General features: G+C 50.2%; 18 protein-coding genes and 1 other annotated feature (1 of these 19 running past the window's edge). Of the genes, 3 read left to right on the forward strand and 15 right to left on the reverse strand.

Annotated features, from left to right (window positions below; translation table 11 throughout):
- Window positions 1–216 precede the first annotated feature (216 nt).
- Window positions 217–777, forward strand: a complete 561-nt coding sequence (locus H8S75_RS05055) for a manganese efflux pump MntP (RefSeq protein WP_002604492.1) — start codon at window positions 217–219, stop codon at window positions 775–777.
- 201 nt (window positions 778–978) lie between these two features.
- Here the strand turns inward: H8S75_RS05055 and treC are convergent, their stop codons facing one another.
- From treC to H8S75_RS05105, 10 genes are all read right to left on the reverse strand, one after another.
- A complete protein-coding gene (gene treC, locus H8S75_RS05060) occupies window positions 979–2,643 on the reverse strand; it encodes an alpha,alpha-phosphotrehalase (RefSeq protein ID WP_187019845.1) in 1,665 nt (554 codons plus the stop codon).
- Between the two features lie 16 nt (window positions 2,644–2,659).
- Window positions 2,660–4,069, reverse strand: coding sequence for a PTS system trehalose-specific EIIBC component (gene treP, locus H8S75_RS05065; protein ID WP_187019847.1), 1,410 nt, complete (start codon window positions 4,067–4,069; stop codon window positions 2,660–2,662).
- Window positions 4,070–4,561: 492 nt separating this feature from the next.
- A complete protein-coding gene (gene treR, locus H8S75_RS05070) occupies window positions 4,562–5,275 on the reverse strand; it encodes a trehalose operon repressor (protein WP_002604495.1) in 714 nt (237 codons plus the stop codon).
- A 153-nt stretch (window positions 5,276–5,428) separates the two neighbouring features.
- Window positions 5,429–6,604 (reverse strand): hypothetical protein, encoded by a 1,176-nt coding sequence (locus H8S75_RS05075; RefSeq protein WP_349768867.1) that lies wholly within the window; start codon window positions 6,602–6,604, stop codon window positions 5,429–5,431.
- Between the two features lie 274 nt (window positions 6,605–6,878).
- The gene (locus H8S75_RS05080; protein ID WP_187019848.1) at window positions 6,879–7,334 is read right to left on the reverse strand and encodes a NanQ anomerase/TabA/YiaL family protein; all 456 of its coding nucleotides are present in this window, start codon (window positions 7,332–7,334) and stop codon (window positions 6,879–6,881) included.
- Window positions 7,328–8,116, reverse strand: a complete 789-nt coding sequence (locus tag H8S75_RS05085; RefSeq protein WP_187019850.1) for a hypothetical protein — start codon at window positions 8,114–8,116, stop codon at window positions 7,328–7,330. Before H8S75_RS05085 ends, H8S75_RS05080 begins: the two co-directional genes overlap by 7 nt.
- Before the next feature lie 87 nt (window positions 8,117–8,203).
- Window positions 8,204–10,333, reverse strand: coding sequence for a hydantoinase/oxoprolinase family protein (locus H8S75_RS05090; protein WP_187019852.1), 2,130 nt, complete (start codon window positions 10,331–10,333; stop codon window positions 8,204–8,206).
- A gap of 19 nt (window positions 10,334–10,352) precedes the next feature.
- Window positions 10,353–11,699 (reverse strand): hypothetical protein, encoded by a 1,347-nt coding sequence (locus H8S75_RS05095; protein ID WP_002604500.1) that lies wholly within the window; start codon window positions 11,697–11,699, stop codon window positions 10,353–10,355.
- Between the two features lie 44 nt (window positions 11,700–11,743).
- Window positions 11,744–12,751 (reverse strand): 3-dehydro-L-gulonate 2-dehydrogenase, encoded by a 1,008-nt coding sequence (gene yiaK, locus H8S75_RS05100; RefSeq protein ID WP_187019853.1) that lies wholly within the window; start codon window positions 12,749–12,751, stop codon window positions 11,744–11,746.
- 459 nt (window positions 12,752–13,210) lie between these two features.
- The gene (locus H8S75_RS05105) at window positions 13,211–14,203 is read right to left on the reverse strand and encodes a LacI family DNA-binding transcriptional regulator (RefSeq protein ID WP_187019855.1); all 993 of its coding nucleotides are present in this window, start codon (window positions 14,201–14,203) and stop codon (window positions 13,211–13,213) included.
- Window positions 14,204–14,538: 335 nt separating this feature from the next.
- Here H8S75_RS05105 and H8S75_RS05110 point away from each other — a divergent pair, with 335 nt between their 5' ends.
- On the forward strand, window positions 14,539–15,834 hold the full coding sequence (locus tag H8S75_RS05110) for an HD-GYP domain-containing protein (RefSeq protein ID WP_187019856.1): 1,296 nt from the start codon (window positions 14,539–14,541) through the stop codon (window positions 15,832–15,834).
- A gap of 45 nt (window positions 15,835–15,879) precedes the next feature.
- On the opposite strand, the gene H8S75_RS05115 is transcribed toward H8S75_RS05110, so the two are convergent.
- The 3 genes from H8S75_RS05115 to H8S75_RS05125 all read right to left on the reverse strand — a co-directional run bounded on the left by H8S75_RS05115 (window position 15,880) and on the right by H8S75_RS05125 (window position 20,487).
- Window positions 15,880–16,923 carry a ribonucleotide-diphosphate reductase subunit beta gene (locus tag H8S75_RS05115; protein WP_187019858.1) on the reverse strand — a complete coding sequence of 348 codons (1,044 nt, stop codon included), beginning with the start codon at window positions 16,921–16,923 and terminating at the stop codon, window positions 15,880–15,882.
- A 53-nt stretch (window positions 16,924–16,976) separates the two neighbouring features.
- Window positions 16,977–19,508 (reverse strand): ribonucleoside-diphosphate reductase subunit alpha, encoded by a 2,532-nt coding sequence (locus H8S75_RS05120; RefSeq protein WP_187019860.1) that lies wholly within the window; start codon window positions 19,506–19,508, stop codon window positions 16,977–16,979.
- A gap of 451 nt (window positions 19,509–19,959) precedes the next feature.
- Entirely contained in the window at window positions 19,960–20,487 is a 528-nt protein-coding gene (locus H8S75_RS05125; RefSeq protein WP_187019861.1) for a putative immunity protein, read from the reverse strand.
- A gap of 178 nt (window positions 20,488–20,665) precedes the next feature.
- Here H8S75_RS05125 and H8S75_RS05130 point away from each other — a divergent pair, with 178 nt between their 5' ends.
- Window positions 20,666–21,541, forward strand: a complete 876-nt coding sequence (locus H8S75_RS05130; protein ID WP_243270183.1) for a hypothetical protein — start codon at window positions 20,666–20,668, stop codon at window positions 21,539–21,541.
- Window positions 21,542–21,667: 126 nt separating this feature from the next.
- Here the strand turns inward: H8S75_RS05130 and H8S75_RS05135 are convergent, their stop codons facing one another.
- On the reverse strand, window positions 21,668–22,210 hold the full coding sequence (locus H8S75_RS05135) for a GNAT family N-acetyltransferase (RefSeq protein ID WP_187019865.1): 543 nt from the start codon (window positions 22,208–22,210) through the stop codon (window positions 21,668–21,670).
- 229 nt (window positions 22,211–22,439) lie between these two features.
- Window positions 22,440–23,663, reverse strand: a complete 1,224-nt coding sequence (gene tyrS / locus H8S75_RS05140; RefSeq protein ID WP_187019866.1) for a tyrosine--tRNA ligase — start codon at window positions 23,661–23,663, stop codon at window positions 22,440–22,442.
- Window positions 23,664–23,732: 69 nt separating this feature from the next.
- Window positions 23,733–23,902, reverse strand: a binding site (T-box leader); it runs 110 nt beyond the window's last position.

Below are 23,902 nucleotides of genomic sequence, written 5' to 3' on the forward strand. Positions count from 1 at the left end.
GAAGATGAGGGAGTAGTCAGCACGTCCCCCACGGGTCAGGGATGCGGCGTGCAGCAGGGTCAACATACTGATAGCGTCTGTCTATCTGGTCCTGCTTAACTTGCTTTTATGCAAAAAGATGAGACTTGTCTGCGGGTTTTTCGCTGCCTGCAGATAAGTCTTTTTTTGTTCTCCGCATCATATACTTATTAAGCTTATACGCAGGAGGAATATCACATGTCATTAATTGAGCTGTTCATTATCGCGGTGGGCCTTTCTATGGACGCCTTCGCCGTTTCCATCTGTAAGGGACTCTCCATGCAGAGGATGAGCTGGAAAAACGCAGTCATCGTCGGACTCTATTTCGGTGGTTTCCAGGCGGGCATGCCGCTTTTCGGTTACATATTGGGATCTCAGTTTAAAGAGGCCATCACTTCCATCGACCACTGGATCGCCTTTATCCTTCTGGGCATCATCGGATTCAACATGATCCGGGAGTCCCTGAATAAGGAGGAGGAATGTGTGGACTGCTCCGTGGCGCCGGGCAATATGATTCTGCTTGCCATCGCCACCAGCATCGATGCACTGGCCGTCGGCGTCACCTTCGCCTTCCTGCAGGTACGCATCGTTCCTGCCGTTTCCTTCATCGGCTCCACCACCTTTGTCCTCTCCATCATCGGTGTCAAGGTCGGCAATGTCTTCGGCACCAGGTATAAGTCCAAAGCCGAGTTTGCAGGCGGGCTGATCCTGGTGATTATGGGTGTAAAAATACTGCTCGATCATACATTGGGTATCTAGAGCGTATCATAAGTCCTTGTGGATAGTGAGTGTTCTATGCACAAGGACCTACAATACGTTATACCAGGCAAAATAAAAAACAGCGTGAACATACGGAAGAAACTGATAAACCCGGTTTGTAAAAAGGGATTATCAGTTTTTTCCGTATTGCCCTGCTGTTTTTTTATATGATCCATTTGCTTTCCTAAAAAGCGTTCCGTATCACTCTCTGATCAGCATAATGGCTCCATATGGAGAAAGCCGGATCTTCTTACTCTCCCTCTCTGCCCCATCGTTGGCAATCAGCGTTCTGTATTTCGTCAGTTCCTCATCCGGAAGCTTTAAATCTGCCGCCGCTATGGACTGGCTTCTGTCGGTAAAATTAGTCAGGACCAGCAGCGTATCACCGCCGTACGTCCTTTTGTAGGCAAATACTGCCTCATGATCCTCCAGTACCGGTTCGCACCCGCCTTCGCTGATAACGTCGTACTCTTTCCTCAAGCCGACCAGCTTCTGATAGTAGTAAAAAATAGAATCGCTGTCTTCCAGGCATTCTTCCGCATTGATTTCTTTATAGTTCCGGTTGACTTCGATCCAGGGCACGCCGTTTGTAAAGCCGGCATACTCCTGATCGCTCCACTGCATGGGAGTCCGGCTGTTGTCGCGGGACCGCTGGCGCAGGACCTCGTAAATACGGGCTTCCTCCATTCCGCTTTCCTTCAGAATATCGAAATAATGCAGACTTTCCACATCACGGTACTGATCGGCGGAAGTAAAACCGGCGTTGGTCATGCCCAGCTCCTCTCCCTGATAAATATAGGGCGTTCCTCTCATGCCGTGGATGGCCGTCGCCAGCATCTTGGCCGACTGCTTCCGGTATCTCGCTTCGTCCCCAAACCGCGATACCGCCCTCGGCTGGTCATGGTTGCACCAGAACACGGCGTTCCATCCGCTTCCCTCGGCCATACCGGTCTGCCAGGTGTGAAAAATCTTTTTCAGGCCCATGAAATCATAGGGCATCAGAGACCATTTGTCCCCATTTTTATAGTCTACCTTCAGATGGTGGAAATTAAAGCACATCTTCAGCTGCTGTTCCTGCGGGTTGGTATACTGGATACAGTGATGGATTGTGGTGGAGGACATCTCCCCCACAGTGATGATATCGTCCTCATACAGGCCGGTCTCTTTCACCATCTCTTTTAAATACTCATGCACCCGCGGACCATCTGTATAGAATCTGCGGCCGTCTCCTTCGTCGTCATCTTCAAAGTACGCGGGCTTGGAGATCAGATTGATGACATCGAAACGAAAACCACGGATTCCCTTCTTCTTCCAGTAGAGAAGAACCTTGCGGATCTCTTCCCGTACATTCGGATTCTCCCAGTTTAAGTCCGCCTGCGTCCGGTCAAACAGATGAAGATAATACTGCCCCAGCTCCTCCACGTACTCCCAGGCGCTGCCGCCGAACTTGGACTGCCAGTTGGTGGGGGGAACCCCCTTTTTTCCTTTCCGAAAAATATAGTAGTCCTGATACTCCTTCTCTCCCTTAAGCGCCCGGGCAAACCACTCGTGCTGGGTCGAGGTATGGTTGAACACCATGTCAAACATCAGTCCCATGCCCCGGTCAGCCGCCTCTTTAATGAGGCGGTCTAAGTCTTCCATGGTGCCGAACAGCGGGTCAATGTGGTAATAGTCCGCAATATCGTATCCATTGTCATTCTGCGGCGAGACGAAGAAGGGCGTAAGCCACAGATAATCGACTCCCAGTTTCTTTAAGTAGTCCAGCTTCTCCGTGACTCCGTTTAAGTCACCGACGCCATTACCAGTCGTGTCCCGGAAGGACTTTGGATAGATCTGATATACACACGATTTCCTGAAGTCTTTCATATTCTCCTCCACTTATTTACCGAACGTCTTTTTTCTTACCGACTACTACCGTCAGCACAAAAGGAACCACCATGGTAATCAGCATACAGACAGCAAATCTTCCCATATACTGCGGCTGAATGGACAGGATTCCGGGAATTCCGCCTACGCCGATGGAATTCGCCATAACGTTGCTTCCCACCGATACGGTGGCCGCAATCGCGGAACCGATCATGGCGGAGATAAATGGAAATCCCCTCTTTAAGTTGACACCGAAGATCGCCGGCTCCGTGACACCCAGATAACAGGAAATACATGCCGGAATGGATATCTGCTTCGCCTCTTCGTTATGCTTCTGTAAATAGATCATGCCAAGTACTGCGGATCCCTGTGCAATGTTGGATAAAGCAATCATCGGCCACAGCATGGTGCCTCCAAACTCCGCCATCAGCTGCAAATCGATGGCATTGGTCATATGGTGAAGACCGGTTATTACGAGCGGTGCGTAGATAAAACCGAATACGGTGGCGAATAACCAGCGGAAACTTGAGGTAAGCCCTGCGTAAACCACCTTTGAGACCCAGGAACCCACGGCCCAGCCCACAGGACCCAGAACCGCGTGTGCAGCGATCACGGCCAGCACCAGTGATAAGAACGGCACCACGATCATGGAAATCGCCTGAGGCGTAATCTTCTTAAAGAACTTCTCTAAATAAACCAGCACGAATCCGGCCAGAATCGCCGGAATTACCTGCGCCTGATAGCCGACCATCTGCATGGTGAAAAATCCAAAATTCCATACCGGAACTTCCACGCCGGGAGCCATGGCATAGGCGTTTAACAGCTGCGGAGACACCAGTGTCAGACCGAGTACGATACCCAGAATCTGGGTCGTGCCCATCTTCTTCGTCACCGACCACGTGATGCCTACCGGCAGGAAATGGAATATCGCCTCACCGATCAGCCACAGGAAGCTGTGTACTCCCGCCCAGAACTGGGACACCTCGATCAGCGTCTCTGTCCCGCCGTTCATAAACCGAATCTCACCGATGATGTTCCGGAATCCCAGAATCAGACCGCCGACGATGATGGCCGGAATCAGAGGTGCGAATATCTCCGCGATATTGGCTACCGCCTTCTGAACCGGATTCATGTTCCCTTTCGCTTCCTGCTTCACTTCCTCCTTGGAAACTCCTTCAATCCCGGATACGGAGGTAAACTCATTGTAAAACGCAAAAACATCATTTCCAATAATCACCTGGAACTGTCCCGCCTGTGTAAACGTCCCCTTTACACTCTTCAGCGCTTCGATCTTCGCCACATCGGCCTTCTCAGGATCGGCCAGAACAAAACGCATCCTGGTCATACAGTGTGTGACTGCTGAGATATTCTGTTTTCCGCCGACATATTCCAGAAGCTTCTTTGCGTCATCCGAATACTTCCCCATAACCATTCTCCTTTTCATACACGTTTTTTATTTTTCTCTTCTTGTATGTTTATTTTGTGAATTCAATATAACATATACGTATATGTTTGTCAACATGTTTGGAAAAATAAACAAAAAAATCCACCGGCAGATAGTGGTTTGGCGAATGCTGCGCCAAAGAATTTGAGGAGAGCAGGAAGGGGACGGAGGCTGACGAACAAACGGTTTCTTGTTTCCTCAGTGGCAGGAAGTAAAGCGGGAAGGCAGGAAAAAGGGGCAGATCGTGCAAACTACGGAGAACTCCTGAAGGACTTCTCCTCCGTGTCCACTTGAAATCTGGCTTTGAGGCCAGATTTCACCACCCCTTTTTCCTGCCTTCCCGCTTAACTTCCTGCGAACCTCGGAAAAGGAAACCGTTTGTTCGTCAGCCTCCGTCCCCTTCCTGCCGCCCGCTCTCCCTTTTCCTCGATCCCCTATGCAGAAGTCCGCGTATCTTCCACCACATAACATTATTTACAGTTTTCGCCTCGCAAAGTCCACAAACTTAAACTTATCCGGGCGGTGGCGGGACTCCGTAAACTGGAACAGCGTGGAATCTTCCAGATACGTATAGCTCTTCACCACAACGATCATATCGTAGTTCTTCATATCCAGAAGGCGGCGGTCTTCATCTCCCGCCATCTGTACCGTAATCTCCTTCATGGCGAAACCGATCTTTAAGCCCACCTCCTGCTCCAGATACTCATAGACGGAATCCTGGGCCGCCCGAAGCGGAAGATTATCCACCACCTTTCTGGAGAAATAATCCTTATCGATAATGATCTTTTCCCCCTCTATCTCCCTGACCCGCTCCAGAACAAACGCCTCGTCCTCGGGGCCGATCTGCAGGGCCTCCATCAGCTTCGGGTCATTCTTGACGATCTCTAAATTTTCCACGTACGTTTTTGGCTTCGAATCGGAGAAACGGTATATCTCCTTAAAGCTGGCGATCTCCGACACTGGGAAGTTAAATTTATTCTTGTCCAGAACGACCGCAGGCTTTCCCTTCGCCTTTCTGATAAATCCGTCCTGTACCAGCAGATCCAGCGCCTTCCTGACCGTATCGCGGGACGCGCCGTACAATTCCATCAAATCGCCTTCAGAAGGAAGCTTGTCCCCTGCCTTGTATTCCCGCTTTTCAATCTGAGCCTGCAGCTGGTTGTAAAGATGTTTGTATTTACTCTCCATAATTGACCTCACTTTATTCGAATCAAGAATCCACAGCGAACCAAAACCATATAACTCCTGTATGTATTTTAACATATACGTACAGCTTAGTCAACGCAAAATAAAGATACAAAACACTACTCTCCCGCGTGATGACAGAAAAAAGGTTCGTCGCTAAAACGAACCTCCATCCGAAATGACCACGTCAGAAGCGTCGATGGCTCCCTCTCCGCCTCCGTCACCACCCATGGAACCCATACCGGCTCCCGGAATCTCCTGCGCCGCCCGCTCCTCTTCCCAGCTCCGGTGCTTTCCCGTCCCCAGAATATAGCAGGTGTCTGCAAGGCCTTCACGTACAAGACTGTAATCGGCCCCATACCGGGCGACCCTTCTCTTCTTCATCTCCAGCCTGATCTGCAGAACCTTCTTCTCCTTTCGTGCCTTCTCCGCATGCTTCTTTTGAAGCTTCAGGCTGCTTTCCCGGTCCAGCCGCCGGATCTTTCTGCTTCCTCTTGCCAGAAGCTTCTGGAGAGAGCGGATCGCCCGGTCAGCCTTCGTCCTCTCCTCCTCGTCTCCGAAGCAAGCCGCCAGCCTTAAATTTCCGATGCTTCGGTGAACGTCTCCCAGCACCTTCTGCACCTGGCCCTTTGTCCCCGCTCTGGCAAGGCTCCCATAATGACCGCTGGTCGCATAGGAACTTACTGAGGCCTTTTTTACATTTATTTCTGATTCCAACTTCTGCTTTTCCTGACTGCCCGGAAAGCCGGTAAGGCCTGATGTGCCATCTTTCTGACCGGACTTCAGCTTTCCTGCTGCCGGCGCCGCCCACGTCTTTTTACCGGCTGCGTCTAAACACGCGCCCTCGCTCGTGTTGGCACTTCCGCCCATCGCCAGTCCGCGCATCGTCTCCTTAAGAACAGTCTTACACCGTTCATATTCTCCGGCCTCCCGTCCCATCCGCTTCAGAAAATCCGTGGTGACAACCAGAAAACGCCCTTTTCCCATCGAAGCCGCCAACTGTTTTAAATCCCGTACCTCCTCCCGGTCCCGGATCAGAATCGTCACACCCGGGTAATCTTTTTCCAGAACACGCAGATAATCAAGCACCGCTTCTTCCGAAACCGGCCCTCTGACCTCGGCCCCAAACGCCACCGTGTCAGAGGTTCCTGCCCCCACTGCCTCTTTCGCCGCGTTTCCGCCGTATGTGAGGCTCTTACCGCCTCTTACCTCCGCCGCGCCCTGACTTCCTATAGGATACGGCAGTCCATTTTTCGTTTCAGGAATTCCCGTTTTACCGGTTCCCGGCCGCCAGGTGATCCGGCTGGCCGCCTCCATTTTCACACCCTCCACCTTCAGCTCCCTTCCGGCGGCTGAAACCGCCCAAATACCGTGTCTGTCTGAGAAAATAGTATCACACCGGGGTAGTAAAATCAATGTTGATATTTCTGCATCATTTATAGAGCAGAGAGTCCGACAAGCCCGACTCGCATGCCCGAATGCGGTCGCTTCAGCAGCCATATTTCCTTAGCATGCAGTACGCAGGCCCCGGAGAAACAAAGACTGCCTGCCCCGGTATTTCACCGATGGCAGGCAGTCTTCTGTATGTTGTTTCTCACATCATCATCTACACTCTGACCTTAATCACAATCTTCTTCACATAGCATGCCTCTTTTGCCTGGCATCTCGGCTTATGTGCGTCCTCCGGAGCCACAACGATGCAGTCTCCTGCCTTTAACAGGACCGTGCCCGCTTCCTCGGGTTCGCAGAAAAACACGATGTCATTCGTCTCATCATAAGGAGCCTCTTCCGTCAGATCCGCGCGTTTCGCATAGCCGAACTGTTCCTCGCCTTCCACCACATACTGGATATCGAAATATCGGTTGTGCGCTTCGAACTTGCACGTATCCGCCTTCAGAGAAGTGTATTCCTGAACGCTGGCGTAAATGTCATCGCCGTCAATATCCACTCTTCCAACGGCCAGCGCCTTCAGATCCGTAGTCCGTAAAAATTCATAGCCCCTGCGGAATTTCTCAGCCAGATAGTCGTATTTCTCCACTACATTCAAATTACTTGTCAGCATGTCTCTTCCTCAACTTTCCCGCCGTTCTCTCCGGCGATTTCCATGATTTCCTCAAAAAGAGCCGTAGCCGCCGCCCCATGATATCCATACATCAGAAGAACATCGAGCACGTAGGGAGAAAACGGAAGCTTAAGCAGTTCCTCTGCAAACGCCATACCGGCCATCTCGCCGAGGCAGACGAGACGGGACTTATTGGAAAATGGTTTCCGCCACAGCTCCACTCTCTCCGTCTTCGTATAGATGGTATTCTCCTTCTTGAACTCCACCGCATGGAATATCTCATGGGCCAGAAGTATATCGAAAATCTTCATATTTCCCAGGATATCCGCGAGGCCTTCCGAGGCCGCCAACGCTTCCGCCTTTTCGACCGCGTCCATAAATATGGTCACCTCGTCCGGTTCCACATACTGTGCAAAGGTAACCTGGCCGCCGCCCACAGGTGTATCGGGAGTCGTCACATGCAGCTTCATGGAGGCCGCTGCGGATTTTGCCAGACTGTCCGGCACTTCCAATACGGCTTCTGCCGCTACCAGCACCGCCTCTTCTCTCCCGCAGGCTTCCGCCTTTCTCTGATACTGAAGCTTCTGCTCCCGGTCAAATTTGCCCTCCAGCGGCTCTCTCGACCAGGCGTAAAGCCCCCAGGCTTCCCGGTCCAGTGAGAGAAGGCGTTCCATCATCGGACGAAGCGGAAGCACCTTCCCCGTATCTCCCAGACCCAGATCAGGCATTTCAGCCTTTCCGAACAGACTGCCCGCCAAACGTTTTGCACCATTTAAAGCCACAGCGCACTCCCCTTTCTTCTATAATAAATAATATCACAGACTGGCTCACCGGACTCTGTACCGGAAAACAGCTCTTTCTCTTCTATTCTACAACTGATTCTTCGCGCCGACAATAATAATATCATCGGAAGAGTCGATCATCTGCATTTCCACATCCATCAACATCAGAATCTGTTCCAGTTCTCCGGATCCGTTAAAGTCCATGACCCGCGCGCCGACACAGATATAATAGTCCGGCCGCAGAATGGCGTCCGCCTTAAATATGGCCAGCTCTTCCCACATCTTCGATACAATGCTCCGATATGAGGACGCCTTTGTCAGAACGACTTCCCCGTCTGTTCTCTGGACCTTGATAAATCCTTTCTTATCCAGAATGCGGAGCGGATTTCTGCCCTTCCCTTCCATATTATAAACGTAGAAGCTGGCCGTCTGCCCGACGAGCTGAACATCGGCGGGATTTGCCCGTAAGTCTTCCGCCGCCAGAGTCCGCGCCTCTTCCTCCGTGCACTCTTTTAATAAGTCGGTAGTCTTCACTTCCGTGGAGCCCAGCGCAATGGCGGTAAGCTTGGAAGTTTGAGGGTCGATTTCGATGTGAACCTCCACGGAATCCGGCGCCGCGCCACTCTCCACCGCCTTGTCAACAGCTTCACGCTTGATGCTTCTTAAGTCCTCCGGTGTCGGACTGGGAACCACACGTTCTACCACATCCCGAACCATGGCCAGCGCCACGCCGATCGAAGAAATGACTTCCGCATTTTCCGGAACGCTGTACTTAATATTCATTTTATCCGCACAGAATCCGATCAGTGACGTCGCGCCGCCGCCTACGCCTACCAGGGAAATCTGGTCGTGCTCCAAATGGTATTTCGCCGCCAGATCCAGGATGATCGGTTCAATCTTCTCGTACGCCCTGGTAAGAATCTGTCTCGCCACATCTTCCACCGTAACACCTAAGTAATCCGCAATCGGCTGCATCGCCTTTCTGGCTGCGTTTACATTTCCATGGGAGAAATCCTTCTCCGTTACCAGCCCCAGTACGTTAGCCGCGCAGCTGTTGGTGATCGTCACCCGTTTGCCGCTCTTTAAGCGGATTGCCACATAGTCATCCGGATCCCCCTCCTTGGGAGAGAAAAATTCCAGCTTCGGCTCCACGATCTCATCCTCGTCGGTAAATACCGCGTAATCCAGCCCCGCAATATGAGCGGAACGCGGTCCCACATCGTGAACCCCGGTCTTATTCACACGGATCATGCTGCCCCCGGCCACACCGAGCACGCGCACATCCAGAGAACTGATATAGGTTCTGTGGCCGCCGACGATGGAGTAATCAATGGCAGGTCGCCCGTTTTTAATGACACCGATATTGGTCGTCGTACCACCCACTTCAAAGTACACCCCGTTGGAGGCGCGCAGGTACATAAGCGATCCCATGACGCTGGCGGCAGGTCCCGACAGCATGGTAAGAACCGGGCGCTTCTTCATCTCATTGATTTCCATAACGCCGCCGTCTCCGCGCATGATCATCAGTGGAACCTCCACGCCGGCCTCACGGACACTGCTCTCGGTGCTGTTGGCAGTGTTCAGCATTTTCGGCAGAATACTGGCGTTGATTGCAGCCGTTCTCGTTCTCCTCGTCAGTCCGTAAAGCTTCGTAATGTCGGAGGCCAGTGTCGTCTCAAATCCCATCTCGTCATGGGCAATCTCATAGACAAACTGTTCTCCAGCGATGTCATCCACGCCGTAGGCATCCGACGCAACCATAACCTGGGCGCCTTCCGCTTTTAATTCCTCCACTGCCTTTCTCACGGTATTCTCATCCACTTCGTCGTCCTTTAAATACCGGTTTTTGATAACAATCTTTCTGCCGGATCCTAAATCGATGTCCTTCAGCTTCGTCTGAGCACGGGAGAGAACGCCCTCCATGCCCTTCGGCCCCATGCCGACCACTCCGACAGTCGCCACATCGCCCTCAATCAGAGCGTTGGTAGCCTGGGTGGTGCTGTGCGCCACGAAAATCACGTCCTCCGGAGCGATATCATTTTCCCTTAAGCAGTTCTGAAACGCGGCTACAACACCGGCCGCCACACCACTCACATCGTCATGTGTCGTCTTAACGGAAGATTTTCCGATAATCTCATGTGTCGCATTGTCAATGGCTACCGCCTTCGTATGGGTCCCGCCTACGTCAATGCCCATTCTCACTAATCTTTTTCCCATGATAGTTTACTCCTTTTCGTTAACCGAACATCACAAATGTGACAATCTGTAAGATCACGCAGATGATCCAGCCGCATACGACGCTCATCTTTAAGAAATCCCTGGTGGAAACTTTGGCATAGCTGATTCCCCATACGATCCAGGACTGTGTGATACAGCAGGAAACGTTCATGACCGTCGTAGACGCAATCATAAGAGGCGCCAGAAATGCGGTAGAAAATCCGATTCCCTTTAAAATCCCCAGCGTGGCCGCGCCGCATCCGTATAAGGTAAACGGTCCGCGGAACAGCCCAAGCGGTGCCAGAGCACAGAAAATAATGGTGATAAACAGGGTGCTGTGAGGAATTACATTGCCCAGCAGCGCGTTAAAATACGGGATACACAGTTCGGCCGCTTTGTTGAACATGGGTACCATGAGCAGGAAGCCTACCAGCGGAGCGGTATCGACAACTCCGTCGAAAAAGTCTTTATTAAAGGTACGGCAGGCCGTACGGAAATTCTTAAGCTTCCCGCAGACAAAAAGGGCATAAAAACCTCCGATCAGGAATCCCATGATGATCGGAACCTTGAACACAATCAGCAGAAACACCGGAATAAACGGGGTAAGAAGAGATTTGCCCGGAGCGAAATCCATTTTCTGTCTGATTGGCCGTCTGGCCGCCCAGGAGTGAACTGTCTTCTTCTTTCTCATGCAGAACAGCACAAGACAAATGGTGAAAATCAGCTGAACCGCCAGGGCAATTCCGCCCCAACGCACATACTCTTCGTAAGGATATGTAGTTCTCCCCTCCGCATCGAGAAAAAATGCGGTATACTGTCCAAACAGGACCGGATTTAAGAACATTCCGGCGCCGATGCTCAGCATAAAGGATACGACAGACAGTACCTTCGGAATCCCAAGAGACATCAGAATCGGAAGGATAATCACACCGATCGCCACAACCGCTCCTGCTCCAAACAGGGAGGAGAAAATCGCTGTGGTCACGATACATAAAAGAATGCAGGTAACGGCCGGCTTATCGCCGCCAAGCTCCGTGGTCTTTCGGATCAGCGTGGAGGCAATTCCCGTCTCTAAGAGCACGCGTCCAAACCAGGCGCCGAATACAACGTTGACCAGAACGGTTCCCCAGCCTTCCGGGCCGCTCTGAAATACTTTTGAGAATGCCTGGATCCATGTGATACCGACGTTCTCCGCATTAGCCGCAACAAATGCCGGATTCGTCGGAAATGTATTGCCGATCATGGGGAGTACGGTCCAGAGAATTGCCATGACCAGCATACCCATCATTAAGTTTCCGCCTTTCGCGGCATAGAATGCCAGGCCGAAAAATGATACCAGAATCAGAATTCCTATGATATATTCCATTGATTTTTCTCTCCCTCTCTACCATTCTTTCCGGGTAACCCCTTCTAGCGTTCCAAAGAATTCAACGTCTCCCACACCTCTTCGATAACCGGAATTCCGTTCTTCGTGTTGTCATCTCTCGTCTTCAGTTCCAGCTCGCCAGGGTAGAACACCTCCCCGCCCTCTGCCGCAGGCTCCGAGGCCTTGATATCCGCCAGGATCTCATCCACAATGCGGTCTGTTTCCTCAGTCGTGTTAAACTTAGACGGATCCATGGCGATCATCACCTGGGATAAGCCTACCTCGTCGCCGAAGGTTCCGATCTTCTTAACGGAATTCTCGCTGGTTAAAACCGTTGCGATCAGATCCAGGGCAATCGAGATTCCGCTTCCCTTCCAGTAGCCCATCGGAAGCACTCTCCATGTCTTTTCAATCTCTGCGGGATCCGTGGTGATATTTCCATTGGTGTCGTAGCCGCCCGGTACCGGAAGCTGCTGGCCCTTCAGCCTCGCCTCCTCGATCTTGCCATAAGAGAACTGGGATACGGCACAGTCGATGACCGCGTGCTTACCGCTGCTTCTCGGAATCGCCATAATGAGTGGATTGTTTCCGATCTTTCTGTCTTTACCGCCCCAGGCCGGCATATTCGGCATGGTATTGGACCAGCAGATTCCGATGCATCCCTGGTCAGCAGCCTGCCATCCGTAGCTGCCGCCGCGCATCCAGTGGTTGTTATTGCCCAGCGCCACGACGCCCACACCGTTTAACTTCGCCAGTTCACAGGCACGATCCATGGCAAGCTTTGCATTTAACGGACCGAATCCGCGGTGTCCGTTCCACCGCTCAATGGCTCCCATAGCCGATTCGCATGTCGCAATAGCCGACGGATCGATCTCTCCTTTATCCAGATAGCTGACCACTCTCGGAAAGCGGTTTACGCCGTGGGAATACACACCGTCGAGACTGTTTTTTGCAAACACCGTCGCCGCGTCAAGCGCGTGAGTCTCGGAAAACCCTCTGCTCATCAAAATTCCCTGGAACTTCATTAATAAATCCTCATACTGCACTCTCATGTTTTTTCTCTCCTTTAATCTGGCCTCCGCCGGTGGGGGACTGACGGAAGAATTTGTCTTCTTCTCAATTACCTGTCCTGTCTTCATTACTGCTCTTTACTTTTTAGATCTCATTTTCTGTTTTTTTGAGAAAGCGCTTTCTTATAGATTCATTATAGCATTTGAGACTATTTTGTCAATATGCCTTGTAATAAACTCTTTATTTTAGTTAATAATGCATATTTATCTGCATGCTTTTTTGTTGAAAAGTTACATTGTTTTACATTCATATAAAAGCGTTTTCACGTTTAAATATAAAAAAAGAAGAGTTTATTTGATTTTAGTGTCCAAATAAACTCTTTTATATTGAGAAAGCGTTTTTACATAATCATAATTTTATGATCCTTTTTTTGATTTTCTTTTCTCGATTCCGTTTTCTCGATTCTATTTTCCCGATCCTGTTTTCCCAATTCTGTTTTCTCACTGTGTAGTCCCGCGTATCATTAATTCTGGCTGTATAGCCACATTGGATAAGGCTTTCCGGCCTTCCAGAACATCCTTTAAAAGCTGGGCGCACATATCTCCCAGAAGTTCAGGCTTATTATCCAGCGTCGTCAGTTCCGGCTCACAGATCAGAGAATCAGGAGAATTGTTGCAGCCGGTCACCGCGATATCCTCGGGCACCCGGAAGCCTTTCTTTTTCAGCCCCTTCATCACCCCGATGGCAGTAATATCTTCACCGCACACAATCCCTGTAAACGGAATGCCGAGCTGGCAGATCTCCTCTGCCGCCTCGAGACCGCCTTCCAGGCCGTACCGGCAGTGCACCACATTCTTTTCGGCGCCGGTGATATCATGCAGCTTCATGGCTTCCAGAAACCCCTGACATTTCGCCCGGCTGCTCTCCGTCTCCAGGTCATAGAGATAGAGCAGGTCTCTGTGTCCTTTTTCATAGAGATAATCGACGACGGAACGGATTCCTTTCATATCATCCACCATAACGGAATAGAAATCCGGCTGCTTCACCTGTCCATTGGCGACCACCACAGGAATCCCCTTAATCCTGGCCATCATCTCCGGGTAATGGATCAGCTCATTAAAGACAGATCCGATCAACACAATTCCATCCACCTGTTTTTCGGAAAGGATCTCGAAATACCGGCCGCATTCGCTGATCGAACCACCCGTATTACAGACGGTCACATTATACCCCTCATTGCTGAAAATCTGTTCAATCACGTAAACCATTCTGGCGTAGTGGGTCACCCTGACATCCACAGTCAGAATCGCAATACTCTTCATCGTCTTCGACACCATTCCACGCGCAATGGCGCTGGGTTTATAGTCGTACTTCTTAAGCACCTCCTCCACCCGCCGTCTGATTTCCGGATTTACATTCCCTTTATTATTCAGTACCCGTGATACGGTGGAGATCGATGTCTTCGCCTCCGCCGCAATATCGTAGATATTCATAGTCTGCATCCCCTCTCTGAAAGCCCTTTCTCCATTTATTGTAAATGATTTTTACTGATTTGTCACGATGATTTGCGAATTTATCAAAAGAACATAATCCGTCTACAGTTCGGGCGCCATTCTCACTCTGCGATCCGTCCGGAACGCATGGAACATCCTATGTTACAGTTCACTCCCTGCCTGGCCGAACCGGACTGCGGTGCCCCTGGTGGGGAGTGAACTGTAACCATCCTTTCACATTTTGCTGTAAAATTCCCATACATAAGCATGACATTTCCCCCCATTTATGTTACACTTAAATTTACCATCAAACACGAAAACTGGAGAACAAAATTATGCAGTATACAGGTTCCATTGACAACCGGGGAATACTGGAAATTATCCGTCGTTCCTGCAGCTATGTGGACGCCCGCCTGATGAATCACGGCTACAGGGTGGCCTATATTGTATCTGAAATGTTAAAGCCATACTTCCACGAAGACGCCCGGAAGATACGGGACGTCTGCTTTCTGTCCCTTCTCCACGACATCGGCGCCTACAAGACCGATGAGATTTCAAAGATGCTGCAGTTTGACACCGATGATGTTCTGGCCCACTCCGTTTATGGCTATCTGTTCATCAAATACTTTTCTCCGCTTAAAAATCTTGCCGGAGCTATTCTTCTGCATCACGCCACCTGGCAGGTTCTGGAGCATTCGGAGGCATTTCCGAAGGAAATCCGGCTTCTTGCCCAGGTCATTCATGTGGCCGACCGCATCGACGTCGCCATGGAGGTGCAGCACATGACATGGGAAGAAACCGCGGTTCTTCTGAAGAAAGAAAGCGGCACAAAATTCTCGCCCGTTATTACCGATCTTGCCCTCGCCTGCGATTTCCACACACCGTTCGAAGGCGACACGGACGCAGAATCTCTATTTTTCCAGCTGTTTTCCGAGATTCCCCTCACACAGGACGAAATCACGGATTATTTAAAGATGCTCATCTTCACCATTGATTTCCGAAGCCGCCACACGGTTACCCATACCATCACCACCACGACCATCAGTGCCGAACTGGCAAAACGCATGGGGATGAACGAGGAGGAATGCAACCAGATCATCTGCGGTTCCATGCTTCATGACTTGGGAAAGATCGGCATTCCGGTGGAAATCCTGGAATATCCTGGAAAATTAAGTCCCCAGGCCATGAATATCATGCGCACCCACGTGGACATCACTGAGAAAATTTTCGGAGACGTCATCAAGGATACGGTCAAATTGCTCGCCCTCCGTCACCACGAAAAACTCGACGGCTCCGGTTACCCGAGAGGCCTGGCCGCCGCCGACTTAAGCACCGGAGAACGGATCGTGGCCATCGCCGATATCATCAGCGCCCTTTCCGGCACGAGAAGCTACAAGACCGCATTTTCCAAAGACAAAATATGCACGATTATCACAGAAATGAAGGACGCTGGTCTGATCGACGCCGATATTGTGGAGCTCATGATTTCCGACTACGATGAGATCATGGAGGAGACCCGAATTCAGTGCCAGCCGATTCTAGATATCTACGTTCTCATACAAAAGGATTTTGACCGGATTTCCCAGGCCATGACCGTGGATGACATCGCGGGCATGAAGGCAGTTTTCTAAAACTGTCCTCATGCCCGCTTCTTCTTTAAAGATCATCTGCCAGATTTAAAGATCATCTACCAGAGCGCTGCTCTTCGCATAAGCCGTACTTCTGGCCTCAAAGAAATCCGTCTTTATCATGTTGGCATTGCTGTACTGGGATACCCAGGCCATACTCTCCGGTTCCTTTTCATGCCCCTCATAAATCGGGTCAAAGCCAAGGCTCACACACCGCAGGTTGCCAAGATACTGAATATAGTCCGTTATCATATCTTTCGTCAGTCCCGGCACCTTGTCTCCGATGGCGTAATGGCCCCAGGCAATCTCCTGGCGGCATCCCTCTTTAATCATCTCTCTGTAAACATCCACGCGTTCGGGGGTAAAGAGTTCCGGCTCCTCATTTTTGAGTTCCAGAATCATGTTGCGGAACAGCCATAAATGGGTGTTCTCATCCCGGTTGATATACCGGATCTCCTGTGCGGATCCCGGCATCTTGTGGTTCCTGCCAAGGTTATAGAAGAACATAAATCCGCTGTAGAAGTAAACCCCTTCAAGGATAAAATTGGCTACCACGGTCTTCATAAATGTAAACGGGCTCTTGTCCTTCTGAAATTCATTATAAAGATTTCCGATAAAGGTATTTCTGGCAAGCAGATGCTCATCATTTTTCCACTGGTAGAGCACCTCGTTCCTGGTCTGCGGCTCGCAGATGGTATCCAGCATATAGCTGTAGCTCTGGCTGTGGACCGCCTCCTGGAAGGTCTGGATGGACAGGCATAGGTTGATTTCATTGGCCGTTATATATTCGCCGATGGCCGGTAAATTGGCGGTCTGGATGCTGTCCAGGAATACGAGGAATGACAGAATCTTGTCATAAGCCCTCCGCTCCCCGGCGTCCAGCATAGGATAATCCTTTACATCATGGCCCAGGTTGATCTCCTCCGGCACCCAAAAATTGTTCATGGCCTGCCGGTACCAGTCGCTCACCCAGGTATATTTCATATTGTTAAAATCGTTGAGATTCGTTGTATTGCCGCCTATCATACGGCGGTTTCTGACGTCGGTATCGCCGTTCGGATTGAATAACGGCTTTCTGGTTAATTGTTCCATGGTCTTTCCTTTCCCTTTTTACAGCTTGCTGCATGTTATTTCCGCGGCCGCATTTAACTGGAGCATACCTCGCACTCTTCTACTTCCAGGCTTCTGGAGCGGATATAATAAATGGTTTTTACGCCGCACTCCCAGGCCAATACATAAAGGTTCAGCACCTGCCTTAAGGTGTATTCGTTAGTGATATAGAGATTCATGCTCTGCGCCTGATCCACATGGCGCTGCCGGATTCCCCCCGCCCGGACGGACCACTGCTGGTCAATGTAGTGGGCGTTCTTGTACTGCCAGAATGTCTCGGGAGATAAATCCGGAGCAACCCGTGGCACCAGTCCATTCTTCTTTTCCTCCAGGTAATAACGGTTCATGATCGGGTCCAGGCCGGCCGTCGTTCCCGCCAGCATACTGGTGCTGCTCGTCGGCGCAATGGCGATCAGCCATCCGTTTCTCATGCCGTTTGCCGCCGTCTTTTCCTTCAGCCGGAGCCACTCTTCCGAATGGTAGTTCCGTTTTTCAAAATAGGCGCCTGTCTGCCAATCGCTTCCTTCAAACAGCTCATAGCGGCCCTTTTCCCCGGCATAGTCGCAGCTTGCCTCAATCGCCGCGTAATTAATCCATTCAAACACCCGGTCGGTAAATGCCAAATGCTCCTCCGATTCCCAGGAAATTCCGTTTTTCGCCAGCATATGGTGGTAACCGCTGATCCCCAGTCCGATAGGGCGGTACCGCATGTTGTTGATTTTGGCGTATGGAACCGGGAAAAAGTTTAAGTCAATGACATTGTCCAGCGCACGCACTGCGTACCGTGTCAGCTCGGTAACCTCTTTCCGGTCCGTCACATCGATCTTCCCGAGAGAGAGGCTGGCCAGATTACATACCACGAAATCGCCGGGCTTTGTCACTGTCACCACCACCGTTTCGCCGTCCACCGTTTCGATGCGCTGCTCCATCTGTTCCACCGGACTCATATTCTGTGCAATTTCCGTACAGAGATTGCTGCAGTAAATGATGCCCTTATGGCTGTTGGGATTTGCCTCATTAACCAGGTCCCGGTTAAAGGTAAATGGAGTTCCCGTCTCCACCGCACTCTTTAAAATCAGGCGGACCAGTTCTTTTACCGGAATCACCCGCTTATGAATCCTGTGATCAGCGACACAGTCCCGATAGCGTTCCTCCCATTCCTGTCCATAGGAATCTTCCAGTGAGTAGCCCTTTACCGTGAGGATCTCATGAGGACACATCAGGTACCAGTCCGCGTCGATATTCTCCTTTGCCAACTTCCAGAACAGGTTCGGATAACAGACCGCCGGAAATACGTCGTGTGCCTTCATACGGTCGTCCCCATTGTTGGTACGCAGCGCCAGGAATTCCGGAAGGTCCTTGTGCCACGCATCCAGATATACGGCGACGGCTCCCTGGCGCACGCCCAGCTGATCTACCGCCACCGCGGTATCATTGGCCAGCTTGATCCAGCGGATCACGCCCCCGGCTGCGCCCTTAAAGCCGCGGATTGCACTTCCTGCTGCCCTGACCTTGCCGAAATACAGCCCCATACCACCGCCGAACTTGCTGACCTTGGCAAAGCTGTCAATGCTGCGGTAAATGCCATCCAGGCTGTCCGGCACCGTGTCGATAAAACAGGAGGAAAGCTGATGATACGGCTTTCTCGCGTTGGAAAGGGTCGGCGTCGCCATGGTAACCTTAAGCGTACTCAGCATATCGTAAAAACGCCTCACCCATTCCAGCCGGTCGTTCTTCTCCAGCATGGCCAGATGCAGGGCGATGCCCAGAAACATCTCCTGCGGGGACTCTAACGGAACATTCTCCCGGCTGCGGATCACATATCTGGAAAGAAGCAGTTCCAGACCGGAATACGTAAAAAACTGATCCCGTGTGCCGTCGAGGAAGCCCTCGCACGTCTCGATCTCCTCCCTGGTGTAATGTTCCAGTATATAGTCGCCGTAAAGCCGTTCTCCTGTCAGAAAATACAGCTTATCGTAAAAGCTTCTGATCTGATACTTCGCCTCCATGGATCTTAAGTTCTTTCTGAAGCGGACCATCAAAAGACGGGCTGCAATGTACTCCCAGTCCGGCGCTTCCTGGGTGGTAAGCTCCACAGCGGCCTGGATTAAGGCGGCCAGCTTCTCCGCTTCCGTCATCCCCTGTTTATAGAAAGCCGAAAATTTCATAAACAGGTGCTCCAGCCGGTACGCGGTGCCGGTCCATTTTTTCTGAATCTCCTTTAAGACGGCCTCCATATCAGGAACATCGTTAAAATACCGGACCAGATCCTGCCTCACACTGCGTTCCTTACTCCGCTCATTCCGATAAAGAATAAAGCTCTTAAGCGCCTCGTAGCAGCCGGCTTCCATCAGAGACTGTTCCACCATATCCTGAATCTGCTCCACGCTGAGAGGACTTCCGTCCTTTACCGCGCCGTCCACTTTCTCTTTCACCAGGCCCATGATCCTGTCCATCCGCGCCTCGCCAGGCTCCTGATTCACACTGGCAAACGCACACAGGATGGCACTCTTTATCTTCCCGCACTCGTATGATTCCGGCTGACCGTTTCTTTTTCTGATATCCATTTCTTTTACCGCCATTCTCCAAAGTTTAATTGTCATTTTTCATTCATCAAGCAATCAGTATTAATAACTGTTATTAATGCCGTCACTAAAAGATGATACCACAAGATGTAGTTTATTACAAGATTGTGATCGCAAAATATTTGATTTTTTTACCGTTTGTAATACAACAGATCGATACATGCAAAACTGATGGCCATCCCGAAATCTGATCTTATTACACGGGCGAAAAAGCGCTTTTATTCTATTATAAACAGAATTTCGGCTTGGAATCAGGCGGCCATGAATCAGATAGTGATGAGTCCGAATGTGAGACCTTTCCCTGCGGGAACAGAACGCAAAAAAATAACGTGGAAATACCGATTAAAAAGATAAGAGAAATCGGCATTTCCACGTTGAAATTATTTTCTTTGCCGGCTGTACTTAACAGCAACAATCTTCTGCATCGGCCCCCCTAACAATTCCATTTCACCTTCACTGGATGTGCTTCATCCGTCACGCAGACCTGTTTCAGTGAATCTACGGCTTTTTCCAACTCTTTGGAAGCTATTTTATCATAAACTTCAGCACCTTGTTCCAGTCCGGCCTGGCTGTATGCTGCGGCTGCGGCCCCATAAAACAGAAATCCCAGCGCGCTGGTCGGCGTATGGACCGAAGCACATGCTGTTGAAACCGCTCGCGCCGCAGCCTGCGCGGTCGGATTATCCGCCAGATCCCGGGCAAACTGCCCCGCTTCCTTAATTACCGGTTTTATCTCACTTAATTTACCGTTTCCTTTTAAATATTCTTCACATACCAGTATCGTATCCCTCAGACACGCATTCCCCGGGCACTCGTTCTCATAAATTCCCAGGAAATTATCTTTCGCATAGCCAACAGCCCAGCCCGCCAGTGTTTTTTCATTCTGTGTTTCAATAAGACGCATCAGAGCAATACATTCCGCAGAATTGACATCACCAAGCATTTTTCTTAATTTAGGCATCGTTTTTCTCCTGTTCCTTCTCTCATCTTTCACACAATTTTATCATACCATACTTCCCAGCACTCCATCCATCATTGTAAGTATTTGTAAACCTTTCTTAATTTTCATTTTTCTTCCAACCTGCTATAATCTAATTGGCAGCAATTGAAAAACACAACTTAATTTAATGGAGGTTTCAATGAAAAAAATAACCGGAAGTCTGCTTCTCTCACTTTTATGCGTCACAGCCGTCTTCGCCTCTGGATTTGCTTTCCGTTCAAAGGCTGACACAGGTACGGCTCCTTCTTCCGTCCGGATCTATGGAACGGTAAATCAGACCAGCGACGGCCGACTGTCCATTTCCCGGCAGGACGGGGATTTCGCCGGACAGGAATTAATTATCAATGTATCGGAAGAAACCAGAATTTTAGACGCAGTAAACGGTTATCCCGCCTCGCTGGATACGCTTAAAAACGGCGAGACCATCTACGCCTATATCAGCCCGGCCATGACCTTAAGTCTTCCGCCGATGTCTCACGGAGAGATCATTCTCTGCAGCATTCCGGCCGATTTCAAAGTTCCGGAATATATAACAGTTGATACCCTGACGGTTGCAGGTGACGGTGTTTCCGGTACCATTTCAGCAGATAACGGTACCACCTATACCGTTAACTCCGACAGTCAGATTCTTCCTTACCTCACAAGAAATATCGTCACACTTCAGGACCTTGTGAAAGGTAAGAAATGTCTCGTCTGGACACAGTCGGGTTCCAATACTGCATATAAAATCGTAGCATTTGCCGATTCGGTAAATACAGACGGTTCCGGCGAAGCGGCAGCCCCCCGCGGCTGGTCTTCCCAGGATGGCAGCTGGTATTACTATGACAGCACCGGCAGTCTCCACAAAGGCTGGTTAAATGATAACGGCGACTGGTATTACTTAAATCCGGAAACCGGCGTTATGCAGACAGGTTTTCTCACCGTTGACGGAAAGACCTATTACCTGCAGGAAAATGGAAAAATGCTGACAAAGGCGAAAACTTTTACTCCCGACGAGAATGGTGCACTTCACTAAGCCATTCGATACCAACGGCAGCGCTTATGTCAACATCGGCGTCACCACAGCAATCAGGCAATCCACATAAAAAGGATGGCAGAGACCGGGATTCTTCCAAGAGCGATCCCAGCCTCCGCCATCCTTTTATCGCCTCTCCATATACGGATTCAACCTGGCATAAATATAAGTATCCTTCCAAAGAGGTTTGTTATCATCATCCTTCCAAAAATACACATTTTGTTTCAAGTAAGCTTCCCGTTCAAATCCCAATGACTCCAGCAGTTTCCAGGAGCCTTGATTTTGAGGGTCACACTCAGCGAAGATTCTATGTATTCCACCGGAAAATGCCTGCTCGATTAAAGCCTTGCAGCTTTCCTTAGCATATCCCTTTCCCCAATAATCCTGATTAAATACGTATCCCATTTCGAGGGCGTCAAACTCCGTCTTTCCCAAATATACATTTCCTATCATCTTATGATTGCTTTTTAGTTCGACGGCAATCATCTCATCAGTCGAGATTCTCCATGCAAGGCTGCTCTTTACTTCATCCAGATCCATCGGTTTATAAGGTTCGTATTTAACGACCTCCGGATTGGATAAGTATTCATACAAATCCTGCGCATCTCCTTCCACATATCTTCTTAAAATCAACCGCTCTGTTTCCACTATCACATTTATGCTTTCCACAGTATTCCTCCCTGCGTTCTTACCTGATTCTGCGTTTCCTGCTTTGACTGTTTTCCGGTCCCAACCGGATTTATCATTCTACTCTAAATTCAGCTGCCGGTTTTGTCAAGTATTCCGATGTCATTTCTATCAGCGTTTTTTTTGCCGCAGGCTCTGGGACAGTTATACTCCAACAACAGGAGAGCGGCAAACGCCATAAGCATTCACCGCTCTCACCATATCCTAAATTCTATTTCGCAATAACCTTAACAAACTTCTTCTTTCCGCGCTTCACAACGACGCCTTCGCCCTCCAGGCCCTCTTTGGCGAAGACGGCCTTCACGTCATTTACTGCATTGCCGTCAACGGATACGCCGCCCTGTTCCACGTTGCGTCTTGCCTCGGAACGTGAGCCGGCGAGGCCGGATTTATGAAGAATATCGAGAATATCAATGGTTCCTTCTCTGAAATCTTCATCCGTCAGCTCGCAGGTCGGCATATCGGCCGCATTACCGCCAGTGAACAGTTCGCGGGCGCTCTTCTGAGACTTTTCAGCTTCTTCCTCGCCGTGAACCAGCTTTGTCAGCTCGTATGCCAGAATTTCTTTCGCCTGGTTTAACTGGCTTCCTTCCCATTTATCCATCTCGTTAATCTGCTCGATCGGCAGGAATGTCAGCATGCGAAGACATTTTAAGACATCTGCGTCGCTCACATTTCTCCAGTACTGGTAGAAGTCAAACGGAGTGGTCTTGTTCGGATCCAGCCATACAGCGCCGGACTGGGTCTTGCCCATCTTCTTGCCCTCGGAGTTAAGCAGCAGGGTGATCGTCATAGCGTGCGCATCCTTGCCCAGCTTCCGGCGGATCAGCTCTGTACCGCCCAGCATGTTGCTCCACTGATCGTCGCCGCCGAACTGCATATTACAGCCGTAACGCTTAAACAGCTCATAGAAATCGTAGCTCTGCATGATCATGTAGTTGAACTCCAGGAAGCTTAAGCCTTTCTCCATACGCTGCTTGTAGCATTCCGCTCTCAGCATGTTATTTACGGAAAAATGAGTTCCCACTTCACGCAGGAAATCGACGTAATTCAAATCCAGCAGCCAGTCCGCATTGTTGACCATCATGGCCTTTCCTTCGGAAAAATCGATAAAACGGCTCATCTGCTTCTTGAAGCAGTCGCAGTTGTGCTGAATCGTATCCACAGTCATCATCTGGCGCAAATCGCTGCGTCCCGACGGATCACCGATCATTCCGGTACCGCCGCCGATCAGCGCGATCGGTTTGTTTCCCGCCTCCTGTAAACGCTTCATCAGGCAAAGCGCCATAAAATGTCCTACGTGAAGGCTGTCCGCGGTTGGGTCAAAGCCAATATAGAATACAGCCTTCCCTTCGTTGATCATTTTGCTGATCTCTTCTTCATTCGTTACCTGGGCAATGAGGCCGCGGGCTTTGAGTTCTTCGTACGCTGTCATAATTGTTTTCTCCTTTTCTTTAATTTTTGCAGATACTTTCCTATTACATAAAAAAAAGTCCCGTCCTGTTCAAAGGACGAGACTGTAATCCCGTGTTACCACCTTAATTTATAAACGGCTCGCGCCGCTTACCTCTTCGAGTACGATCACCATACTCTAGCACGATAACGTGTGCAGGAATCCGTCACAGTCTACTCGCCGATCCATAGGACTCTCCGTCCTTTCCAGATCTGCTTTCA

This window comes from Hungatella hominis (assembly GCF_014288005.1).
Lineage (GTDB): Bacteria > Bacillota > Clostridia > Lachnospirales > Lachnospiraceae > Hungatella > Hungatella effluvii.